Consider the following 20,185-nt stretch of genomic DNA (forward strand, 5'->3'; position numbering starts at 1 on the left):
GCGCCGTTAACGCGGCGGCGGGCAGTTGGTTCCGAAAAGATCACACTTTTTCACACCGCCCTGACCTGCGGATGGAATCGCTCACCGATACGCTCGGCAGCAGCATAGGCTTGCGAGACGATCTCCGGCACAAGATCGATATCGGGCAGGCTACCGAGACCGAGCGGGCCGACGGCAAAAAGTCCGGCGACCGTCGAACCGTCCTCCAGGAAAGGCTCGCCGCGCGCATTGACCGCCAGCCCGAGCGAAAGTTCGTCCGGCATGGCGAGGCCGGCGGAAAACAGGCTTTGCATCAGCGGCGCTGAAAGATCCGGCGCCTGGCAGCGGCAGTCGATGATGCGCTCGGCATGGATGACCTCTTCGACAGAGGAACCGGCTGGCGTGAAGAACAGGCCGCTCAGGCCCTGGCGGCCGGCGCGACCCCGGCGCAACACCGTACGGCCTTCGGCAAGCTCGCGTTTCAGGCGCAGGTGCATCGCCTCCGGCAGGCGATTGCGGTGGCTGTCGTAGATCGCCCGCAAATGCCGGTTGAACTGATGTTTGTCGCGGGCCGGCAGCGAGCGCCAGAGGGAGCGGGCGTGTTTTCTCAGGCCGTTCATCACCGATTGCCAGCTTCGCCCCTGCTCTTCCGCCTCGCGACAAGCCTGGCGGATGAAACGGACGATGTCCGGCAGGCTCTCAGGCAGCGCTTCGGCCGGAAACAGCGGATCGGCGGAGTTCGGCGTGTGGCTCTGGGGCAGGAAGCCACGCCGGGAAATGATCGTCACTTGGCCGGCATAGCCGGAATCGCGCAGCTGCAGCAGCTGGTCGACGACGCGGATGCCGCTGCCGAGCAGCACCGCATGCGGCCGCGCGACGAGGCGCCGAGCCCTGACCGGCGAAGCCTCCGGCTCGCCGGCATCCGGCGCAATCAGCCCGTAACCGGTGGCAAGCATCACCGTATCGAACAGCGGATTGGCGGGATTGGCACTTTCGAGCAGGAAGCGGTTGCCATGGCTCCGGCGGATCGCCACCACTGGATCGTTGCAGACCTGAACGGTGATGTCCCGGCGGGCCGCCAGCGCTTCCGAAAAGCGCTGGTAGACGTAATCGCTGAAGATCTCCTTCGGTACGAAGATCTGCCGGAAACCAGGAATGGCGGCCGGCACTGCGGCGCGGAACGCGGCGTTGCTACAGAGCCAATCGTTGAAATCATCGCTGTCGCCGACCGAAACCGAGAGATCACGCACACGGGTGTTGAGGATCGTCGAGGTTCGGGCAGAGGCCAGCGCCTGACCGCCGCTGACCGACGAATGCGGATCGAACAGCTGCAGGTGGAAGGGCGCGCGCACCGTCTTCATCAGTGCAATGGCCGCCATCATCCCCGAAAAGCCGCGCCCGACTATGGCAATGCGCGGAACGGCTGAGATCTGGGCCGCGGCATTGGCTTTCGCCGAAAAGAGTCCTTGAACCGTCATCGCAACTCCTCTGCGGCTCGGGCCGCACCTGTGCAGATTGAGGTTCAACGCATGAACAGCGGATCATGCGTTGATGAGGTCCATGCGGCAATCACAATATCTGCCGCAGGATCGGGCCCATACAAGCAGCCCACAAGCGAACTCGGCGGGCAAATTAGCTCGCCCATAGTCTATCAAACTGGTCGTGTAAGAAAGCGCCAAAAAAGCCAGGTGGCAAGAGGTTTATTGTGCACGAACCTTAAGCTCTTGAATGGAGTGAATATTTTCCACCTGAACAGCCTCACGCTCGGCACGTCGCGCCAGCTGCCTTTGCCCGCCTTCAAGAGAGCCGCCAGATGCTCTACGTAGATATGTCGAGGGGCTATGGTCACCCGCTTCGGTCCTGCTACGTCACGTACCTTCAACGTGACCAGCGTTTGAGCGCGTCCTAAACCTATCCTCATAGCGCCTTTCGATCACGCTCCCCACTCACCTATCAGCATCTTGAGAAACCGCTCTGCCGCCGGCGACAAGGTGCCGCCGCGCCGGCGGACCACGCCGATTGTGCGAGATATCTCGGGATTTCGGATGGGACGAGTGATCAGGAACGGATGATCCTCTCGCGGGGTTGCCATTTGTGGCAGCACTGAAATCCCAAGGCCCGCCTCTACCAAGCCGAGGGAGGTGGACAGATGAGTTACCTCATAGAACCAGCGAAGCTTGATGTTAGATTTTGCCAATGCCGCGTCGAGCAGCGTTCTGTTACCGCTCGATCGATGAACCGTAATCAAATGGTAGGGTTCTAGTTCCGCCCATTCGACCCACTGTTTTGCCGCAAGAGGATGATCCTTGCGCGCTGCAAGTACGAAGGGGTCTTCCGCAAGCCGCTCGAAGGTGAGGTCCGGGTCCGAGGTGCCCATGATGTTTATGCCGAACTCCACCTCGCCACTTGCCACGGCTTGAAGACCATCGGTGGCAGGCAGATCGAGGATACGAAAGCGGATGTTCGGATACTCTTCATTGAATTGGCGAATGACGGTAGGCAAGAAGTAGAATGCGGCGGTTGGAAGGCATGCAATCGTCACCAAGCCGCCTCGATTGGGTCCAACGTCACGGACAGCAAAGAGAGAGCCATCAAATTCCTCCAGCATGCGTCGGACGAGTGGCACGAGCTCCGTGCCGAGAGCGGTCGCGGACACATGCCTGGTCGTCCGTTCCAGGAGCGGCGCCCCAATAACCTGCTCCAATTTTTGAATGCGGCGGCTCAACGCAGGCTGTGACATGTGCAGCGTGTCCGCAGCGCGATTGAAGCTCTCCAGCTCCACGACGCTAAGGAAGGCTCGAAGGTCAAGAATTTCGCAATTAATGCTCATGTTGCATCAATCCTGTGATTCTTAGCATTTCACAAATAAACGCTTTTTCCGATAATTGGATCAAAGAACGCCGATTGATACGGCGATGACATAATTCCGACGGAAGCACAAGCAATGAACGACCTGACGGCTATCCCTTGCGTTCTGATGAGAGGCGGCACATCAAAAGGCCCGTTCTTCTTGGCGAGCGATCTTCCCGCGGCTGCCGATCAGCGTGACAAAATCCTGCTTTCCGTCATGGGCTCGGGTCATCCTTTGCAGATCGACGGAATTGGTGGCGGCAACCCGGTCACGAGCAAGGTGGCCATCATCGGGCCTGCCAGCGTTCCTGGTGCGGACGTGGATTATCTGTTTGCTCAGGTACGGGTCGATCAACAGATTGTCGATACCTCGCCGAACTGTGGCAACATGCTCGCGGCAGTCGGACCGTTTGCCATCGAAGCTGGACTTGTCCCGGTTCGTGGAGAAACCACGCTCGTTCGGATCTACAACGTTAACACCAGCAAGCTGATCGAGGCCGAAGTTCCCACGCCAAATGGCAGCGTCTCCTATCTTGGGGAAGCTGCAATTGACGGCGTGCCCGGCCGTGCAGCGCCGATCGCGCTGACTTTCATGGACGCGGCTGGGGCTCGTACCGGACAGCTCTTTCCCACCGGCAAACCCATCGACCTGATCGATGGCGTCGCTGTCACCTGCATCGACTGCGCAATGCCGATGATTTTGATCGAGGCGGTTTCGATCGGCGCAACCGGATTGGAATCAGCGGCGGACCTCAACGCTGATAGGGAATTGCTTGGACGGCTGGAAAAGTTGCGCATTGCCGCCGGCGAACGAATGGGCCTTGGAGACGTGCGCAATCAGGTAACGCCAAAGCCGGTGCTCATCTCCCGGCCAAAGACCGGAGGCGACATCAGCGTGCGGTATTTCATGCCGCATCAATGTCATCCGTCCCTCGCGACCACGGGCGCCGTTGGAATCGCCACAGCCTGTATCAGCCAGGATACGGTCGCTTCGCTTCTGATCGGCAGACAAGCCCCCCCGGTGGTTCTTTCCATCGAACACCCCAGCGGCCACCTGGATGTCAAATTGTATGAGCGGGACGGCAAGGTCGTCGCCGGAATTCTTCGCACTGCCCGCCGGCTGTTCGAAGGACATGTGTTAGCAAAACCTGTCACGCAACTGGGTTGCGCGGCATAATAACTCTGGCCGCCGGGAGGGCGCCAGCAACAGGAGGAGAATGTCATTATGCGCAAGCTCATGCTCGCCCTCGCGGCAACCGTCGCCTTTACCGGCTCCGCATTGGCCGATCCCGTCCGCATCAGCGTCGGATCCTACAACCTCAACAACCTTCCCTTCCCCGTCGCTCAAGGGCTCGGACTTTATGAAAAGGAGGGGCTGGAGGTGACCGTAGAAAACTTTGCGTCGGGTGGCTCAAAGACGCTTCAGGCGCTTGTTGCAGGCTCAACGGACATTGCCGTCGGCTTCTACGACCATACGATCCAGATGCAATCGCAGAAGAAGGCCGTCGTGGCCTTCGTGCAGCTCGCCCGCAATTCAGGGCTCGTGCTGGCTGGGGGCAAAGAAAGCACATTCGATCCGGCAAAGCCCGAAACCATCAAAGGTGCAAAAGTCGGGATCACCTCACCGGGTTCGTCTTCCGACTTCTTCGTCCGCTACTACCTGCAACGCAACGGCTTGTCCCCAAACGACGTGTCGCTGATCGGTGTCGGCTCCGGGTCGGCCGCTGTCGCAGCGCTCGAACAGGGCAAAGTCGACCTACTCGTCAATTACGACCCGGCTGCGACCTTCATCGAGGCCAAGGGCGTCGGCAAGATCCTGATCGACGGGCGCAGCGACGACGGCGCCAGAGCGATCTATGGCGGGATTTACCCAACGTCCGTCCTCTACGCCACACAGGACTACATCGAAGAAAACCCCGAGACCATTCAGAAGGTCACCAATGCGACCGTCAAAGCGCTCGAATGGATGAATAGTCATTCCGCCGAAGAGATCGTAAAGAAACTGCCGAAGGAATTCATTTCCGGCGACCGCGACACCTACGTCAAGGCGGTCAACAACGCAAAGGCGATCTTCTCGAACGACGGGCGGATAAACGAGGAAGATATCAAAATTCCGCTCGCCGTCCTGAAGAGCTTCAACGAAAAAGTCGCAGCGGCTGAAATCGATCTCACCAAAACCTACACGAACGAGTTCGTAGGTAAGGTCCCGAACGCCGCTGCCAACTGACAGGAGGAGGTCATGGAATTGGCCCTAGTGAAAACCGCACCGCCGACGAACAGCCAGAACCTTGCAAAGCCCATGGTTTCCATCGACGCGGTCACCATGTCCTTCGGTGCTTATGTGGCTGTACAGGACGTCAATCTAAGTGTTTCCGATGGCGAGTTCTTGGCCATCGTTGGACCTACTGGATGCGGCAAAAGCACCATACTTAATGCGATTGCCGGCTTGCTGAAGCCTGCGAGTGGCACTGTTTCCATCGATAGTCAGCCGGTGCGAGGGGTCCGGAATGACATCGGTTATCTGTTTCAACAGGACGCATTGCTTCCTTGGAAAACCGCAATCGAGAATGTGGAACTCGGCCCCATGTTCAAGGGTGTCGGCGCCGCCGACCGGCGCGAGCAGTCGATGAGATGGCTGGCGAAGGTCGGACTAAAGGGGTTCGAGAATCGTTATCCGCATCAGCTTTCCGGCGGTCAGCGCAAGCGTGTGCAGATGGCACAGGCCCTGATCAGCGGCCCTAAGGTCATCCTTATGGACGAGCCCTTCTCCGCGCTCGATATCCACACCCGCCACCTGATGCAGAACGAGCTGTTGCGGCTTTGGCAGGAGGAACGGCGCGCAGTGGTGATGATAACGCACGACCTCGAGGAGGCGATTGCTCTCGGAGATCGCGTCGTCGTGCTTGCCGCCGGACCGCGCTCGCGCGTGATCGACAGCTTCCCCGTCGACCTCGAACGTCCGCGTGACGCCGCTGAAATCAAGCTCGATCCGCGTTTCATGGATCTTTATCGCAACATCTGGTCATCGCTGCGCGGCGAAGTGGAGAAAAGCTATGAACGTCATGACTGAACGCCTTATCCAGATCGCGCTGCTTGTGGTAATCATCGGCGGCTGGCAGCTCGGTGTCGCGGCAGGCGTCATTGACGTCTTCTTTTTTCCGGCTCCGGTCGACATCTTCTACCAGGTCGTAACCTGGGTGGCGGACGTCGACTTCTATAGCCATGTCGCCATTACCCTGACGGAAACCGTGCTCGGTTATCTCGTTGGAACGGCACTCGGCGTGGCAGCAGGCGTGTGGCTCGGCCTCAGCCGTTCGGCCGCACGCATCCTGGACCCTTTCATCAAGGGGCTGAACGCAATTCCTCGCGTCGTGCTCGCGCCGATCTTCGTGCTGTGGCTCGGCCTCGGGCTGTGGTCCAAGGTGGCGCTCGCCGTGACGTTGGTATTCTTCGTGACGTTCTTCAACGCCATGCAAGGCGTGCGCGAAGTCAACCCGGTGGTACTGTCGAACGCCCGCATTCTGGGAGGCTCGCGGTCGGACCTGCTTCGCCATGTCTATTTCCCGGCAGCGGCAAGCTGGATCCTGTCGTCGTTGCGTACTTCCGTGGGCTTCGCCGTTGTAGGGGCCATCATCGGCGAGTATCTCGGTTCTTCCGCCGGGCTCGGCTATCTGATCGCTCAGGCCGAAGGCAATTTTGATGCGGTCGGCGTCTTCGCGGGCATTCTGATCCTCGCGATCTTTGTCTTGATCATCGACAGCATTCTGGACATCGCCGAGAAGCGTCTCATCAAGTGGCGAACAAGCGCTACCGAACGGCCGGCGTGACGATCGTCGCGGCAACCGAAAGAATTACCAGCACACGTTCTCCCTTTACCCAAGGAAGGGAGAACGCAAGCGTTCTGAGCGAGGGGACTTCGAACGAAACGTCGCGATTGGCCTCAGCCGCCCTCGCCCGGATATTGCTTCGCCTTCAACAGACCTGCCAAATGCGCCGTGTTGCGGGCCAGCATGTCGACGGCTTTGGTCACGACCTTCGGCACCTTGTCGAGATCGACGAAATTGGTTGAACCCATCGCTTCTCCGACCCAATAGGCGACGGCATTGGCCGGAATGGTGAAACCGACATCATTGAGCGCCTGGTAGAGTTCGGCCGAGATATGATGGGCGCCGTCCTCGTTGCCGACGACGGCGACGGCTGCCACCCTGCCGTAAGACACCATACGGCCCTCATCGTCCGTCTCGTCGAGGAAGGCGTCCATGCGCTCGAGCGCCCGCTTGCAGACGCTGGAAGGCTGGCCGAGCCAGATCGGCGTCGCCATCAGGAGGATATCGGCCTCGAGCAGCTTTGCGCGAATATCCGGCCAATCGTCGCCGGCGCCCTCGTCCGACGTCACGCCCGGCTTGACGTTGAAATCCGCAAGGCGGAGCACTTCGGTCACGACGCCGTATTCGGACATCGCCTTGTCGATCAGCGTGACCATCCGTTCGGTCGATGACGGATCCTTGGCGTCGCTGTTCTTCAGCGTCGCGTTGAGAGCAAGGGCTTTCAGCGGCATGGGTCTCTCCGTAACCGGCGCCTCTCGGGCCTTGCTGCTGCAACCCACCCGCGCGCCGATAGTTCCCGAGAGGGATGCGAGAGGGCCTCACGTAAAAATAACCAGTTGGTGAATTCTTTACTTGAACCCCTAGTTGGAATCGGCAAAAGTGACGGTGCTATCAATCCCTTCATGGATTTGCCGTCTTTTCGGGCCAGCGTCCGAGCACCACATCTATTGGAAAAAATACCGTGAGCAGCGATGCGTTAACACGCGCGACGAAGCCATCGGCTTCGATGGCACTTGCAACTGCGGCAGGCTGGGGCCGAGGCCTCTATACACTGGTGCGCATCACCGTGATGGCCTTCCGCCACCCCTGGCAGGCGGGCTTTGCGATCGGCGCCACCCTCATCGCCTCCACGTTCCAGCTGATGATCCCCCGCCTTCTCGGCCAGGCCGTCGACCACACCCAGATGGCGATGGGCGGCGGCGCGGCCGGCCAGGCGGCGCAGGACGCGCTTCTGACCACGGCGCTGCTCTTGCTCGGCGCCAGCGTGCTGCGCGGTCTCTTCACCATGGTGCAGAACTATTACAGCGAGTCCGTCGGCCACCACATGGGCTACGAGCTGCGTCTGGCCTGCTACGAGAAGATCCAGCGCCTGTCCTTCAGCTTTCACGACACGGTCCATTCCGGTGATCTGATCACCGTCGGCCTGCTCGATCTCGAAGGCGTGCGCATGTATTTTTCCACCGCGCTCGTCCGCATGATCCTGCTGACGATCCTGATCGGCATCGGCGCCTATATGCTGCTGTCGACCGATGTCGTGCTCGGCCTGCTGGCGCTCTCCTTCGTGCCTTTCGTCGGCTGGCGCTCCTCGGTGACGCAGCTCAGGCTGCGCGCCACCTGGCTCGACCTGCAGGAGCGGCTTTCTGTGCTGACCCGCATCATGGAGGAGAATCTCGGCGGCATCCGCGTCGTGCGCGCCTTTGCCGCACAGGAGCATGAACTGTCGAAATTCGAGGCGGCCTCGAAAAACGCGCTGGCGCTCGCGCATCAGCGCGTCGGGATCCGCGTCGCCAACACCAGCGCCATGACCTTCTCCTTCTTCGCGGCGATGGGCCTCGTGCTCTGGGTCGGCGGCGGCAAGGTGATGTCGGGCGAGATCACCGTCGGCACGCTCGCCTCCTTCCTGACCTTCATGACCATCCTGCAGATGCCGGTGCGCCAGCTCGGCCTGATGGTCAATGCCTTTGCCCGCGCCTCCACTTGCGGCACGCGGCTCTTCAACCTGCTCGACCTCGATATATCAATCAGGGACGCGCCGGATGCCAGAGAACTGGCGGTGACGGAGGGCGTGCTGCGCTTCGAAAATGTCAGCTTCGCCTATCCCGGCTCGGAAAAGCACACCGTGCTGCACGATGTCTCCTTCGAAGCCAGGCGCGGCCAGACAATCGGCATCGTCGGCCCTCCCGGCAGCGGCAAGTCGACGATCGCTCATCTCATCCCACGCTTCTACGACGTCACCGGCGGCCGGATCACGATCGACGGCCAGGACATCCGCAAGGCGACGCTGCAGTCGCTGCGCCGGGCCGTCGCCGTCGTGCAGCAGGATTCCTTCCTGTTCACGACGACGATCGAGAACAATATCGCCTATGGCGATCCGTGGGCGAAGGAAAGCCGCATCGAACGCGCCAGCGAAAGCGCCCAGCTGCACAATTACGTGCTCGGCCTGCCCACCGGCTACGGCACCGTCGTCGGCGAGCGCGGCGTTTCGCTTTCCGGCGGCCAGCGGCAGCGCCTTTCGATCGCCAGGGCGCTGATGCTGAAGCCGGCGGTGATGGTGTTCGACGATTCGACGGCGGCAATCGACGCGGCGACCGAACAGCGCATCCGCAGCGCCATGCGCCGCTACGCCGCCGACCGCGTGACCATCATCGTCGCCCATCGCCTGAGCTCGCTGATGCATGCCGATCTGATCCTGTTCGTCGAAGACGGCAGAATCGTCGAGCGCGGCACGCATCAGGCGCTGCTTGCCCTCGGCGGCCGCTACAAGGCGCTCTACGATCTGCAGGTGCGGCCGGGCGACGAGGTGCTGAGCGCTTGATGATTAGGCGGCGGCGATTCCTCTTGCTCCCTCATTCCTGTGCTCGTCACAGGAATCCAGTGCGCCCAAGTCCTTGGGCGCGGGAGACTTTTTCAACCGCCGCATTGAGTCATTCACCGCGCCGACGCGCGGTGGCTGGATTCCTGTGACGAGCACAGGAATGAGGGGAGGAGAGGTTATTCCTCGACAACCACTTCGCTGCGGATCGAGGCTATCCGCGGCAAACAGTCGGCTAAATTAGAACAAAAGCCTTGGAATTAGGGAGACGACGATGGCCGAGGAACTGGAAACCGAGCGTCCCGACGTGCGCGAGGACGGTCGCCGCCCGCCGCGGGCGGTGGTCGGTTCGCACCGCGTCGAGGAGGAGATGTTCGGCAAGGCCTTCGACGGCAACATCGTCAAGCGCATCTGGGCCTTCGTTCACCCCTACCGCACCCAAGTCCTCTGGGCTGTCGGCGCGGTGCTGACCTTCACGATGATGCAATTGCTGATCCCGCTGATCATCCGTTACGCCATCGACCACGGCATGTCGCCGGGCGGCAGTTCTTCGGCGCTGATCTGGGCGATCGTCGCCTTCACCATCGCCATCCTGATCAACTATGCGGCAAGCTACGCCCAGGAGACGCTGGTCGGCAACGTCGCGGAAGAGGTGCTCTTCGACATCCGCAAGGCGATGTTTTCGCATCTCCAGCGCGTCTCGCTTTCCTTCATGGACAAGACCGAGGTGGGACGGCTGATGTCGCGCCTGCAGGGCGACGTCAACTCGATGCAGGAATTCCTCGAAACCTCGGTGCTGTCAGTCGGCGACATCGTGCTGCTCTTCGGCATCGTCTTCGTGATGCTCTATCTCGATTTCAAGCTGGGCCTGCTGACGCTTTCGGTGCTGCCGGTGCTCTTCGTCGTTCGGCTGTTCTGGCTGCCGCTCGCCCGCAAATCCTTCATGGCCGCGCACGAGACCAATTCGGTCGCCAACGGCGCGCTCGCCGAGGCGATCCACGGCGTGCGCGCCGTTCAGAGCATGGATCGGCAGGGCGTCAACTTCACCCTCTACGACGACAAGGCGCATGCCAACCTCAAGACCCATCTGACGGCGGCGCGTTATGCCCAGGTGATGGTGCCGATCGTCGACAGCCTGACCGGCGTGGCGATGGCGCTCGTCATCGTCGTCGGCGGCGCCCGTGTTCTCAACCAGGCGCTCGACGTCGGCGTGCTCGTCGCCTTCCTGTTCTATATCCAGCGCTTCTTCGACCCGATCCGTTCGCTCACCCTGCAATATTCGGTGATGCAGCGCGCCATGGCGTCGGGCCAGCGGTTGACCGAAGTGCTCGACGTGCCGATCGACATCAAGGACGCGCCCGATGCCACGGCGCTGTCGCGCGACATGGACGGCTCGGTGGAATTCAGGGATGTCGTCTTCGGCTACAATCCGATGCATCCGGTGCTGAAACATGTGAGCTTCAAGGTCAATCCCGGCGAGACGGTCGCCTTGGTCGGGCCAACGGGCTCGGGCAAATCGAGCTGCATGTCGCTGATCCATCGCTTCTACGATGTGCAGCAGGGCCAGGTGTTGGTCGGCGGCCACGATGTGCGCGCGCTGACGCAGGATTCGCTCGGGGCGCAAATCGCCATGGTGCTGCAGGAGCCCTTCCTCTTTACTGGCACCGTCTTCGAAAACATCCGCTACCACAAGGTGGAGGCGACGCGTGAGCAGGTGATCGAGGCGGCCAAAGCCGTCGGCGCGCATGATTTCATCATGCGCCTGCCCAATGGCTACGACAGCGTTCTGGGCGAGCGCGGCGGCAATCTCTCGCTCGGCCAGCGCCAGCTTTTGAGCTTTGCCCGCGCATTGGTGGCGGATGCAAAGATCCTGGTGCTCGACGAGGCGACGGCCAATATCGACAGCTATACCGAAATGCTGATCCAGAAGGCGCTGGTGAAGCTGCTCGAAAACCGCACCGGCCTCGTCATCGCCCATCGCCTGGCGACGATCCGCGAAGCCGACCGCATCATCGTGCTGCAGAACGGCGAGATCATCGAAAGCGGCGACCACCGTCAGCTGATGAAGAATGACAAGCTTTATTCCAAACTCTATAGCCTCAACTACGCCTCCTTCGACGATATTCCCGAAGACGTTCTGGAAGAGACGACAGCGCCGGAGCAGGCGACCTGACGCGGGATGACATGCATTAACGCCTGTCGCAAAGTTTGAACGAACAAACGCCTTGCTGCCGTATTTCCCTTTTATCCGGGGCGAGTGCCACTGAGGAGAATGTTATGAAAAGAATTATTAGCAGCCTGCTGATCGCGACGGCCCTTGTTGGATCGGCTATTCAGCCTGCTGCCGCACGTGATCGTCATCACCACGATAATACCGGCCGCATCATCGCCGGCGGCGTTGCCGCAGGTGTTGTCGGCGGGCTGATCGGCGGCGCTATCGCCAATGGCGGCGGCCCTCGCTACGTCGAAGAGCCCCGCTATATCGAACCGGAGCCGAGATGCTGGTATGAGGACCGCGATGTGCGCAACCGCTATGACGGGGGCTATCATGCCGAAACCGTGCGGGTCTGCGAGTAGTCCCTGATTTGTTGCAGTGATCCTTGACCGAGGTTGCGTCCCGCAGCCTCGGTATTTTTTTCTATATCAGCGACGCCAGGAGATCAGCCTCTCATCCGGCTGAGCCACGTGTCTCGACCCAGGCAAGGGTTAGGGTGAGGGCAGCCTTTGAGTCCGAACCGGTCGGTCCCGCCGACGACCTGCACCACCATCGCCAAAGATTCTCACTGCCATACGCTTCCTGTCATCCAGCTGTCAGAGACCCGCTCTAGCTGAGAGCCGATGAATGATGATCCCGTGAATGGCGGCAGGATGCCGAAGAAGGAACGCATGCGCTTCGTCAGCGCCGAGCAGGTGGCGCAACTGGCGGGCGTTTCGCGCTCGGCCGTCTCACGCACCTTCACGCCGGGCGCAAGCGTTGCGCCGGCAACGCGCGAAAGGGTGCTGCGGGCCGCTGAAGAACTCGGCTATCACGTCAATGATCTCGCACGCGGCGTGCTCGCCAATCAGAGCCGCCTCGTCGGCATCGTCGCTACCCGGCCGGAGGTAGGTTTTCGCGCGCATCTGGCGGCGGCGCTGGCCAAATCGCTGATCCGGCGCGGCAGCATTCCGATCCTGATCAACACAGGCCAGACGGAAGACGAGCTGCTCGCCGCCCAGAAAATGCTGATCGGTCACCGGGCAGAGGCGATCATCATCCTGTCAGGTTCACCGCCGACGAGTTTCGTCGAACTCGCCCAGCGAAACGGCCAGCCGCTCGTCGTCATCGGACGTTCGGAGTCAGACGTCGACCATGTGCGCGCCGGAAACTCCGGGGCCTCGCGCAAGGCGGCAACGGTCTTCTACGAAAGCGGCAGGCGGCGGCTGGCGGTCATCGGCTCCAACTCGAAAACGCCTGCCATCGTCGAGCGCGAAAACGCCTTCCTTTCGGCGGCCGCCTCACTTGGCGCATCCGTCAGCGTCGCACGTGGCGGCGATTCCGATTATGAGGGCGGCCTTGCCGCCGGACGCGCGCTCTTCTCCGAGAAGGCAAAGCCCGACTCCGTCTTCTGCGCCAACGACCTGATTGCCTTCGGACTGATGGATGTCGTGCGCCAGGAAGCACGACTGCGCATCCCCGAGGATGTCGCCGTCATCGGCTTCGACGACGTGCCGGAATCCTCCTGGCTGAGCTACCGGCTGACCACCTTCCGCCAGGATCCGCTGATCATGGCGCAACGCGCCGTCGAGCTAATGGAGCGCAGGCTTGAAGACCCGGATTCGCCGCCCGGTTACGAACGCGTCATTCCGGAACTCGTGATCCGCCAGAGTTTCAGGCCCTAATCCCTCCCCCGGCTTTTCGCAGGCTCCATCCTGTGGCAAGAGAGGGTAAACGCGCTCCGACCGGGAGGAAGATCGCTGCAGATGAAGGGAATCCGCCAGCTCGCCGAGCATCTCGACATTTCGATTGGGACCGTGTCCCGGGCGCTGAACGGCAAGCCGGATGTCAATGAAGAAACGCGCCGGCGCGTGCTCGCCGCCGCGGAGGAACTCGGTTACGTCGCCAACCAGTCGGGCCGCAGCCTCCGCCAGGGGATGACCAATGTCATCGGGCTGATGCTCGAGGTCAGCCGCGAGACGGTCGAAAACAGCGACGACTTCTTCCTCGGTGTCACCGACGGACTGCAGAGCGTCTTTTCCCGCCACAAGCTCGATCTGGTCATGCTGCCCTGCCCCGACGACGAGGATCCGCATGAATATCTGAAGCGCATGGTGGCGCGCCGCCTCGTCGATGCGCTGATCATCTCGGCGACACGACGCACCGACCGGCGCATCGAGCTTCTGGAAAAGGCCCGCATCCCTTTCGTGGCGCTCGGCCGCAGCGCGTCCGGCGGCAGCTACACCTGGATGGACCTCGATTTCGAGGGCGTGGCGGCGCGCGGCGTCGACCGGCTGGTGGCAAAGGGCCACCGGCGGATCGCGGTGGCGGCCCCCTCCTCCGACATCAATCTCGGCTATATCTTCCTCGACAGTTACCGTGAGGCGCTAAAACGCCACGGCATCGCCTTCGATCCGGCGCTCGTCATCCGTGTCAAGTCGAGCGAACAGGGCGGCTATCAGGCCGGCCACGAGCTGCTGATGATTGAAGACCGGCCGACCGCGATCATCCTGATCCACGAGCTGATGGCGATAGGGCTCTACCGGAGGCTGGCGGAGGCCGGCATCGTGCCCGGGCGCGATCTTGCCGTCGTCGGCTTCCGCGAGGAGCCGCGCACGCATTTCCTGCAGCCGTCGCTGACTTCCTTCCGCATGTCGCTGCGCGATCTCGGCGCCCAGCTCGGCGAAACCCTGCTCGCCACCATGCCGGCCTATGCCGAGCATTATCCGCAGGGCGCCCGCAACAGGATCTGGCCGATGGAGCTCGTTCCAGGTGAAAGTGACGCTTTCACGCTGACGGCCTGACGCGCATCAGGCCCGGCCCGGCGCCGGCTGCTCGCGGCTCGACAGCTGATGGGCGACGACGAAGACCAGCAGTGCGCCGGCAGCCAGGCAGGCGGCCAGGAAGAACATCGGCGCGATCGTGCTGCCGCTCTCATCCTTGATCCAGGGCACGACGTTCTGGGCGACGAAACCGCCGAGGTTTCCGACCGAATTGATGGCGGCAAGGCCGGCCGCCGCGCCCGCCCCTTTGAGGAAGCGCGAGGGCAGGCTCCAGAATACCGGCTGGGGCGCGAAGATGCCGGCAGCGGCGACGCAGAGGAAGGCGAACTGCACCGTATGGTTCGGGACCAACGCCGACAGCAGCAGGCAGGCTGCACCGATGAAAGCGGGAACGACGATATAGGGCGTCTTCGATCTTGCCTTGTCGGCCATGGCCGGAACGACATAAAGCGCGACCGCCACCAGGAGCCAGGGAATGATGTTGAGGAAGCCATTGGCCGTATTGCTGACGCCGAAGGCCTTGACGATGGTCGGCAGCCAGTAGCTCAGGCCGTAGGCCGAAAGCGGAAAAGCGATATAGCAGAGCGCCATCAGCAGGACGCGTGGATCGACGAGCGCCTTGAAGCCGTTTCCGGCATCTTCGCCCATGCCGGCATTTTCCGAAGCGAGCCGCCGTTTCAGCCAATCCTTCTCGGCGCCGCTGAGGAAACTTGCGCTCTCCGGCCGGCAGGGAAGATAGAAGAAGGTGACGACGCCGGCGATGACGGCCGGCAGACCGGTCGCCAGGAAGACCCATTCCCAGCCGGCAAAGCCGTAGAAGCCATCCAGATCGAGCAGCACGCCGCCGAGCGGTGCGCCGACGGAGTTGGCGATCGCGCTGAAGATCATGAACAGCCCGACCATCCGGCCACGATAGTCCGACGGAAACCAGAGCGTCAACAGGTAGAGAACGCCGGGAAAGAAGCCGGCTTCGCAGACGCCGAGCAGGAAGCGCAGGATATAGAACATCGTCGCGTTCTGGGTGAAGGCGAGCGCGACGGTGACAAGTCCCCAGGAGACCAGGATGCGGGCGAACCAGACCCGGGCGCCGAGCCTGTCGAGGAAGAGGTTGCTCGGGACCTCGAAGAGAAAATAGCCGATGAAGAATAGCGAAGCGCCAAGGCCATAGGCATATTCGCTCATCCCGAGGGCATCGACCATCTGCAGCTTGGCGAAGCTGACATTTTGCCGGTCGATATAGGCGATGAGATAAAGGATGCCGAGAAACGGCATCAGCTTCCAGGTGACTTTCGAGATCAGCCGCTTCTCGTCGACCATGCTTATCCTCCGGAATGACAATGTTTCGTCAGGCCTAACGCGCGTCGCGATCTTTCAGATTCGCTCCTTGCGCTTTGGCTCTTTGTTTTTCCGCATGTCGTTACCGCAAAACCACCAACCCCTTTTGCGCGACATGCTTTAGATAGCGCGGCCCACCGATAATCAATTGCACGTTGTACTTTCTAAAAGGCGGCACATGGCCGCACCCGCTGCCGGGCGCGGCCTGTTTCCAATCATTCGGCTGCGGCGACGGCGGCGCGGCGGCCGATCGTTGCCTGCGTCAGCACGAAGGCCGAGAACGCGCAAAGCGCGATGCCGGCCGCCATCGGAACGGCGGTTCCGTCGAAGAACAGGCTCGATATGAGCATGGCAACGGCGGCGATCACGAAATGCAGCGTGCCCATCAGCGACGAGGCGGTGCCGGCGATCGCGCCGTGATCCTCGAGCGCCAGCACGGCGCTCGTCGGGATGACGAGACCGAGGAAGCCGTAGCCGACGAACAGGAAGCCCGCCATGACAGGCAGCTGGTTGAAGCCCGCGGCCATCACCACCGCCATGACGACCATTGCGAGGGCAAAGGCGCTGACTGCGATCCGCATGACGCGCACCAGGCCGAAACGCTCGCCGAGCCAGCCCGTCGCTTGCGATACTGCGAAGAAGGAGACGGCATTGATCGAAAAGGCGAAGCTGTACTCGGTCGGCGTCAGCCCATAATGCTGGATCAGCACGAAGGGCGAGTTGGCGAGATAGACGAGGAAACTCGAAATACCCAGACCGCCGATGAAGGTCAGCGTCAGGAAATTGCGGTCGGCAAGCAGCAGGCGGTAGGCCGTCATGGCGCTGCCAAGACCGCTGCCATGGCGGTCTTTGGCCGGACGGGTTTCCTCGAGCTGGGTGGAAAGCAGGACGAGGCCGATCGCGGCGGCGATCGTCACCGCCCAGAAGACGCCGCGCCAACCGTAAAACTCGATGACGGCGCTGCCCGTCAGCGGCGCCAGGATCGGCGAGATCGAGAAGACCAGCATGAGGAGCGACATCAGGCGGGCGGCCTGCACGCCGGTATGCATGTCGCGGACGATGGCGCGCGGAATGACCATTCCGGCCGCACCGCCGATGCCCTGGACGAAGCGGAAGGCGATCAGCGTTTCGATATCGGTCGAAAGCGCGCAGCCGATCGAGGCGAGCGCGAAGAGGCCGATCCCGAGATAGAGCGGCAGCTTGCGGCCCCACATGTCCGAGAGCGGCCCGTAAACGAGCTGGGCGAGCGCAAAGGAGATGAAGAAGGCAAGAAGAGTAAGCTGAGTGACGCTGTTATCGGCATGCAGGTCCTGGCCGATGGTGGGCAGCGCGGGAAGATACATGTCGATGGCGAAAGGCCCGATGGCCGACAGAAGCCCGAGAATGAGGGCAATTCGAAAGAAGGAAGCCGTCATAATGGTGATCTTTCATCAAAGCGCAGCGGTAGCACTGGTCGTCGCTCCGCCAAATTGTTCTTAGGGTTGAATGATGATCGTTCGCGCGAAGACGAAGTTGGGAGCTCATAGCCTCAGCAGCGGAACCAGGAGTGTCAATAATTTTGGACACGCCTGTAAAATTAGACGCCATTGTCTAAACCGTCAAGACGTCTTATCTTCGCGTCATGAAAGATCGCATGACACCGGCAGTCCGGATGGCAGGGCATACACAACGCGGGCAATGCGCCAAGCGCATGTCGATCCTTGATGCCGCCGCCGACGTCTTTTGCCGCCAGGGTTTTGCCGGCGCCAGCATCGACGAGATCGCCGCTGTGGCCTGTGTCTCCCGCCAGACGATCTACAATCACTACCGCGAGAAGGAAACGCTGTTCGTCGCCGTCATCGAGGATGTCATGAACCGCGCCAATGCCATGCTCTTCTCCGTTCTGTCGACCTTTCCCGAGAGTGCCGGCAATCTGGAAGATGACCTAACGGCCTTCGTCATGCGCCTCAACAAGAACTGCATCTGCAATCACGACGGAAAATTCCTCCGCAAGCTCGTGCAGACGGAGGGCGAGCGATATCCGCATCTCTTCGAAAGCTGGCGTCAGCAGGGGCCGGGCAAGCTGACCACCGCGCTTTCGGCGCTTTTCGCGCGCCTTGCCCACCGACAAGCGCTTGCCATCGACGATTTCGACGTCGCCGCCAGGCAGTTCGTGGCGCTCGCCAATGCCGACCTGCAGATGATGACGCTGTTCGGCGGCACACCCACCGATGCGGAACTGGAAAAGGCGGCACGCAATGCCGTGCGGACCTTTCTCAAGGCCTATGGCGGCCCGAAAGCCGAAAAACCCGACGCTCTGCCGCAGCTTGCCGCTCTCCCCGGCTGACCAGACCCACCCGATCAGACAAAGACCGTCATCTCAGGGGGCACGATCGCGAACATGCCGACGCGGCGCGCGGCAAGATACTTCACCAGCCGTTCGACCAGTGACGGCATGACCGGCTTCTGCACCACCCCGACCGCGCCCTTGACACCATCGGCGACCGCCTCGGGATTGCCGGTCATGAAGACCACCGCAATGCCGTGCTCCTGCGCCAGCCGTCTGCCGATCTCAGGGCCGGTCGGGCCGTCGGCGAGATTGATGTCGACGAAGGCGATATCGGCGGACGGCGCCAGCCGGAGCGCCTGTTCGCCATCGTTGGCAAGGCCTACCACCTGCATGCCCATGCCCTCCACCGTCGCGCCGAGATCCAGCGCGATGAGGAATTCATCCTCCACGATCAATACTCGCTGCTTCATGAGATCATCTCGTTGCCAGCGCCGCACGACATTGGTGGCCATGATCCGTCCTCTTGCTACGCACATACTTCGAAAGAAGGAGCCGCTCCCGCAGTCTGATCCTGCCGAAACTCATTGTCGTAACGGGGAACTTGAAAATATGTTCCGCCGTGAAACGCAATTTTTTCCTTTTAAGATATTGTTAACGTTGATAAATTATTAACGAGGATGCCGGCAAGCCAAGACCGCCCGATCAAGTTTGGTCTCACCTGCACCTCCTGGACAAGGGCGCGCGATAATACGATATGATTATTCCATCGGCTCGACGATTGAGGGTTATGTTGAAAACCATTATTATCCTCAGCCTCGTCGCCGTCAGCCTTTTCGCCTATACCAAGGTGATGGGCCAGGATCGGCGCGGGCTCGCCGCCCCCGGACGCGCCGCCGGAGCAACAGGCCGACCTCATTCGCGTTTATAAATCCGAACGCCGCATGGTCCTTTTCAGGGGCAACGCTCCCATTTCGACATATCAGATTTCGCTTGGATGGGCCGCCGATGCGGGTCCCAAGCAACGCGAAGGCGACGAGAAAACACCGGAAGGGCGCTATGAAATCGACTGGCGCAATCCGAAATCCGTGGCACATCTGAGCCTGCACATTTCCTACCCGAACCCGAAGGAGCGGCGTGAGGCTGAAGTCAGTGGCTTTGCGCCCGGTGGCAGCATCATGATCCATGGGCTGCCCAATGGCTGGGGCCTGCTCGGAGAGATGCATCGACTGTGGGATTGGACGGATGGCTGTATTGCGGTCACCAACGCCGAGATGCGCGATATCTGGGCCCGCGTTCCCAACCATACGCCAATCGACATCATGCCTTGAGCGGGTGCGATCATTTCGTACCGGATCAACCCAGAGACCGACAGGCTTGAATCAGCCCTTGGTCTTCCCGACGAGCACCGGCTGACTGCGGTAGTCGGCGGGAAACAGCAACTTGAGGTTCTCGATCTTCGGCAGGTCGTTGTAGACGATATAGGGATAGGTCGGATTGCGCGTCAGGAAATCCTGGTGATAGGCCTCGGCGGGATAGAATCCGGCGGAATCCGACACCTCGGTGACGATCGGCTGCGGAAAGACATGCGCCTTGTCGAGCTGGTCGATATAGCGCTCAGCCACCTCTCGCTGCTCGGAAGCGGTGACGAACAGCGCCGAGCGATATTGGGTGCCGCGATCCGGTCCCTGGAAATTCAGCTGCGTCGGGTTGTGCGCCACGGAGAAGAAGATCTGCAGCAACCTGCCGTAGCTCACCTTTCTCGGATCGAACCTGACCTCGACGGCTTCGGCGTGGCCTGTCGAACCGGTGCTGACGGTTTCGTATTGCGCCGTTCTTGCCTCGCCGCCGGCATAGCCGGAGACGGCGCTCTCGACCCCCTTCACGTGCTGGAAGACGCCCTGGACGCCCCAGAAACAGCCACCGGCAAAAATGGCCGTCTCAGTGCCGGATCTGGCGGCTTCGTCCATGGCCGGCGGCGGTATGACGACCGCTTCCTCGGCTGCGCATGCCATGCTGACGCCGACTAGGACAGCAACTGCGGCAAGGAACGGCGCACGGCTCCCGCGGGTAAAAGACATGGACATGGCGCTACCTCCTGGCAATCGCTCAAATCCTTGCTCATCCTGGCAAAAGCGG

The 20,185-nt window shown here is 61.3% G+C and carries 17 protein-coding genes and 1 pseudogene; 11 read left to right on the forward strand and 7 right to left on the reverse strand.

Annotation, left to right across the window (positions count from 1 at the left end):
- Positions 1-50: 50 nt before the first annotated feature.
- Entirely contained in the window at positions 51-1,457 is a 1,407-nt protein-coding gene (locus J0663_RS26525) for an FAD/NAD(P)-binding protein (RefSeq protein WP_207245770.1), read from the reverse strand.
- Between the two features lie 455 nt (positions 1,458-1,912).
- The gene (locus tag J0663_RS26530; protein ID WP_207245771.1) at positions 1,913-2,809 is read right to left on the reverse strand and encodes a LysR family transcriptional regulator; all 897 of its coding nucleotides are present in this window, start codon (positions 2,807-2,809) and stop codon (positions 1,913-1,915) included.
- A 114-nt stretch (positions 2,810-2,923) separates the two neighbouring features.
- Here J0663_RS26530 and J0663_RS26535 point away from each other — a divergent pair, with 114 nt between their 5' ends.
- The 4 genes from J0663_RS26535 to J0663_RS26550 are packed head-to-tail and all read left to right on the forward strand — an operon-like array spanning position 2,924 to position 6,656.
- Positions 2,924-4,006 carry a 4-oxalomesaconate tautomerase gene (locus tag J0663_RS26535; RefSeq protein WP_207245772.1) on the forward strand — a complete coding sequence of 361 codons (1,083 nt, stop codon included), beginning with the start codon at positions 2,924-2,926 and terminating at the stop codon, positions 4,004-4,006.
- Between the two features lie 48 nt (positions 4,007-4,054).
- The gene (locus J0663_RS26540) at positions 4,055-5,056 is read left to right on the forward strand and encodes an ABC transporter substrate-binding protein (RefSeq protein WP_207245773.1); all 1,002 of its coding nucleotides are present in this window, start codon (positions 4,055-4,057) and stop codon (positions 5,054-5,056) included.
- Positions 5,057-5,068: 12 nt separating this feature from the next.
- The gene (locus J0663_RS26545; protein ID WP_207245774.1) at positions 5,069-5,899 is read left to right on the forward strand and encodes an ABC transporter ATP-binding protein; all 831 of its coding nucleotides are present in this window, start codon (positions 5,069-5,071) and stop codon (positions 5,897-5,899) included.
- On the forward strand, positions 5,883-6,656 hold the full coding sequence (locus J0663_RS26550; RefSeq protein ID WP_207245775.1) for an ABC transporter permease: 774 nt from the start codon (positions 5,883-5,885) through the stop codon (positions 6,654-6,656). The genes J0663_RS26545 and J0663_RS26550 overlap by 17 nt, the downstream gene beginning before the upstream one ends.
- Positions 6,657-6,769: 113 nt before the next feature.
- On the opposite strand, the gene J0663_RS26555 is transcribed toward J0663_RS26550, so the two are convergent.
- A complete protein-coding gene (locus tag J0663_RS26555; protein WP_207245776.1) occupies positions 6,770-7,387 on the reverse strand; it encodes a flavodoxin family protein in 618 nt (205 codons plus the stop codon).
- A gap of 275 nt (positions 7,388-7,662) precedes the next feature.
- Between J0663_RS26555 and J0663_RS26560 the strand changes: the two genes are divergently transcribed.
- From J0663_RS26560 to J0663_RS26580, 5 genes are all read left to right on the forward strand, one after another.
- Positions 7,663-9,471, forward strand: coding sequence for an ABC transporter ATP-binding protein (locus J0663_RS26560; protein WP_207245918.1), 1,809 nt, complete (start codon positions 7,663-7,665; stop codon positions 9,469-9,471).
- A gap of 271 nt (positions 9,472-9,742) precedes the next feature.
- Positions 9,743-11,641, forward strand: a complete 1,899-nt coding sequence (locus tag J0663_RS26565) for an ABC transporter ATP-binding protein (RefSeq protein ID WP_207245777.1) — start codon at positions 9,743-9,745, stop codon at positions 11,639-11,641.
- A 104-nt stretch (positions 11,642-11,745) separates the two neighbouring features.
- Positions 11,746-12,045, forward strand: coding sequence for a hypothetical protein (locus J0663_RS26570; protein ID WP_207245778.1), 300 nt, complete (start codon positions 11,746-11,748; stop codon positions 12,043-12,045).
- A gap of 261 nt (positions 12,046-12,306) precedes the next feature.
- Positions 12,307-13,347, forward strand: a complete 1,041-nt coding sequence (locus J0663_RS26575; RefSeq protein ID WP_207245779.1) for a LacI family DNA-binding transcriptional regulator — start codon at positions 12,307-12,309, stop codon at positions 13,345-13,347.
- A gap of 81 nt (positions 13,348-13,428) precedes the next feature.
- On the forward strand, positions 13,429-14,466 hold the full coding sequence (locus J0663_RS26580) for a LacI family DNA-binding transcriptional regulator (RefSeq protein WP_207245780.1): 1,038 nt from the start codon (positions 13,429-13,431) through the stop codon (positions 14,464-14,466).
- A 6-nt stretch (positions 14,467-14,472) separates the two neighbouring features.
- Here J0663_RS26580 and J0663_RS26585 read toward each other — a convergent pair whose 3' ends face one another.
- Entirely contained in the window at positions 14,473-15,762 is a 1,290-nt protein-coding gene (locus J0663_RS26585; protein ID WP_207245781.1) for an MFS transporter, read from the reverse strand.
- A gap of 233 nt (positions 15,763-15,995) precedes the next feature.
- On the reverse strand, positions 15,996-17,195 hold the full coding sequence (locus tag J0663_RS26590; protein ID WP_207245782.1) for a multidrug effflux MFS transporter: 1,200 nt from the start codon (positions 17,193-17,195) through the stop codon (positions 15,996-15,998).
- A gap of 236 nt (positions 17,196-17,431) precedes the next feature.
- On the opposite strand from J0663_RS26590, the gene J0663_RS26595 reads away from it, so the two are divergent.
- On the forward strand, positions 17,432-18,106 hold the full coding sequence (locus tag J0663_RS26595; RefSeq protein WP_246590469.1) for a TetR/AcrR family transcriptional regulator: 675 nt from the start codon (positions 17,432-17,434) through the stop codon (positions 18,104-18,106).
- Between the two features lie 14 nt (positions 18,107-18,120).
- Here the strand turns inward: J0663_RS26595 and J0663_RS26600 are convergent, their stop codons facing one another.
- On the reverse strand, positions 18,121-18,561 hold the full coding sequence (locus tag J0663_RS26600; RefSeq protein WP_207245784.1) for a response regulator: 441 nt from the start codon (positions 18,559-18,561) through the stop codon (positions 18,121-18,123).
- A gap of 275 nt (positions 18,562-18,836) precedes the next feature.
- Here J0663_RS26600 and J0663_RS26605 point away from each other — a divergent pair.
- Positions 18,837-19,377 (forward strand): annotated as a pseudogene (locus J0663_RS26605) (L,D-transpeptidase family protein).
- A 51-nt stretch (positions 19,378-19,428) separates the two neighbouring features.
- On the opposite strand, the gene msrA reads toward J0663_RS26605, so the two are convergent.
- Positions 19,429-20,133 carry a peptide-methionine (S)-S-oxide reductase MsrA gene (msrA, locus tag J0663_RS26610; protein WP_207245785.1) on the reverse strand — a complete coding sequence of 235 codons (705 nt, stop codon included), beginning with the start codon at positions 20,131-20,133 and terminating at the stop codon, positions 19,429-19,431.
- Between the last annotated feature and the right edge of the window lie 52 nt (positions 20,134-20,185).

It is taken from the genome of Rhizobium lentis (genome assembly GCF_017352135.1).
Lineage (GTDB): Bacteria > Pseudomonadota > Alphaproteobacteria > Rhizobiales > Rhizobiaceae > Rhizobium > Rhizobium lentis.

Excerpts from the sequence above, each read along its gene's own strand:
- J0663_RS26525 (WP_207245770.1), bottom strand. The coding sequence starts at position 1,457 with ATGACGGTTCAAGGACTCTTTTCGGCGAAAGCCAATGCCGCGGCCCAG.
- J0663_RS26530 (WP_207245771.1), bottom strand. The coding sequence starts at position 2,809 with ATGAGCATTAATTGCGAAATTCTTGACCTTCGAGCCTTCCTTAGCGTC.
- J0663_RS26535 (WP_207245772.1), top strand. The coding sequence starts at position 2,924 with ATGAACGACCTGACGGCTATCCCTTGCGTTCTGATGAGAGGCGGCACA.
- J0663_RS26540 (WP_207245773.1), top strand. The coding sequence starts at position 4,055 with ATGCGCAAGCTCATGCTCGCCCTCGCGGCAACCGTCGCCTTTACCGGC.
- J0663_RS26545 (WP_207245774.1), top strand. The coding sequence starts at position 5,069 with ATGGAATTGGCCCTAGTGAAAACCGCACCGCCGACGAACAGCCAGAAC.
- J0663_RS26550 (WP_207245775.1), top strand. The coding sequence starts at position 5,883 with ATGAACGTCATGACTGAACGCCTTATCCAGATCGCGCTGCTTGTGGTA.
- J0663_RS26555 (WP_207245776.1), bottom strand. The coding sequence starts at position 7,387 with ATGCCGCTGAAAGCCCTTGCTCTCAACGCGACGCTGAAGAACAGCGAC.
- J0663_RS26560 (WP_207245918.1), top strand. The coding sequence starts at position 7,663 with ATGGCACTTGCAACTGCGGCAGGCTGGGGCCGAGGCCTCTATACACTG.
- J0663_RS26565 (WP_207245777.1), top strand. The coding sequence starts at position 9,743 with ATGGCCGAGGAACTGGAAACCGAGCGTCCCGACGTGCGCGAGGACGGT.
- J0663_RS26570 (WP_207245778.1), top strand. The coding sequence starts at position 11,746 with ATGAAAAGAATTATTAGCAGCCTGCTGATCGCGACGGCCCTTGTTGGA.
- J0663_RS26575 (WP_207245779.1), top strand. The coding sequence starts at position 12,307 with ATGAATGATGATCCCGTGAATGGCGGCAGGATGCCGAAGAAGGAACGC.
- J0663_RS26580 (WP_207245780.1), top strand. The coding sequence starts at position 13,429 with ATGAAGGGAATCCGCCAGCTCGCCGAGCATCTCGACATTTCGATTGGG.
- J0663_RS26585 (WP_207245781.1), bottom strand. The coding sequence starts at position 15,762 with ATGGTCGACGAGAAGCGGCTGATCTCGAAAGTCACCTGGAAGCTGATG.
- J0663_RS26590 (WP_207245782.1), bottom strand. The coding sequence starts at position 17,195 with ATGACGGCTTCCTTCTTTCGAATTGCCCTCATTCTCGGGCTTCTGTCG.
- J0663_RS26595 (WP_246590469.1), top strand. The coding sequence starts at position 17,432 with ATGGCAGGGCATACACAACGCGGGCAATGCGCCAAGCGCATGTCGATC.
- J0663_RS26600 (WP_207245784.1), bottom strand. The coding sequence starts at position 18,561 with ATGGCCACCAATGTCGTGCGGCGCTGGCAACGAGATGATCTCATGAAG.
- msrA (WP_207245785.1), bottom strand. The coding sequence starts at position 20,133 with ATGTCCATGTCTTTTACCCGCGGGAGCCGTGCGCCGTTCCTTGCCGCA.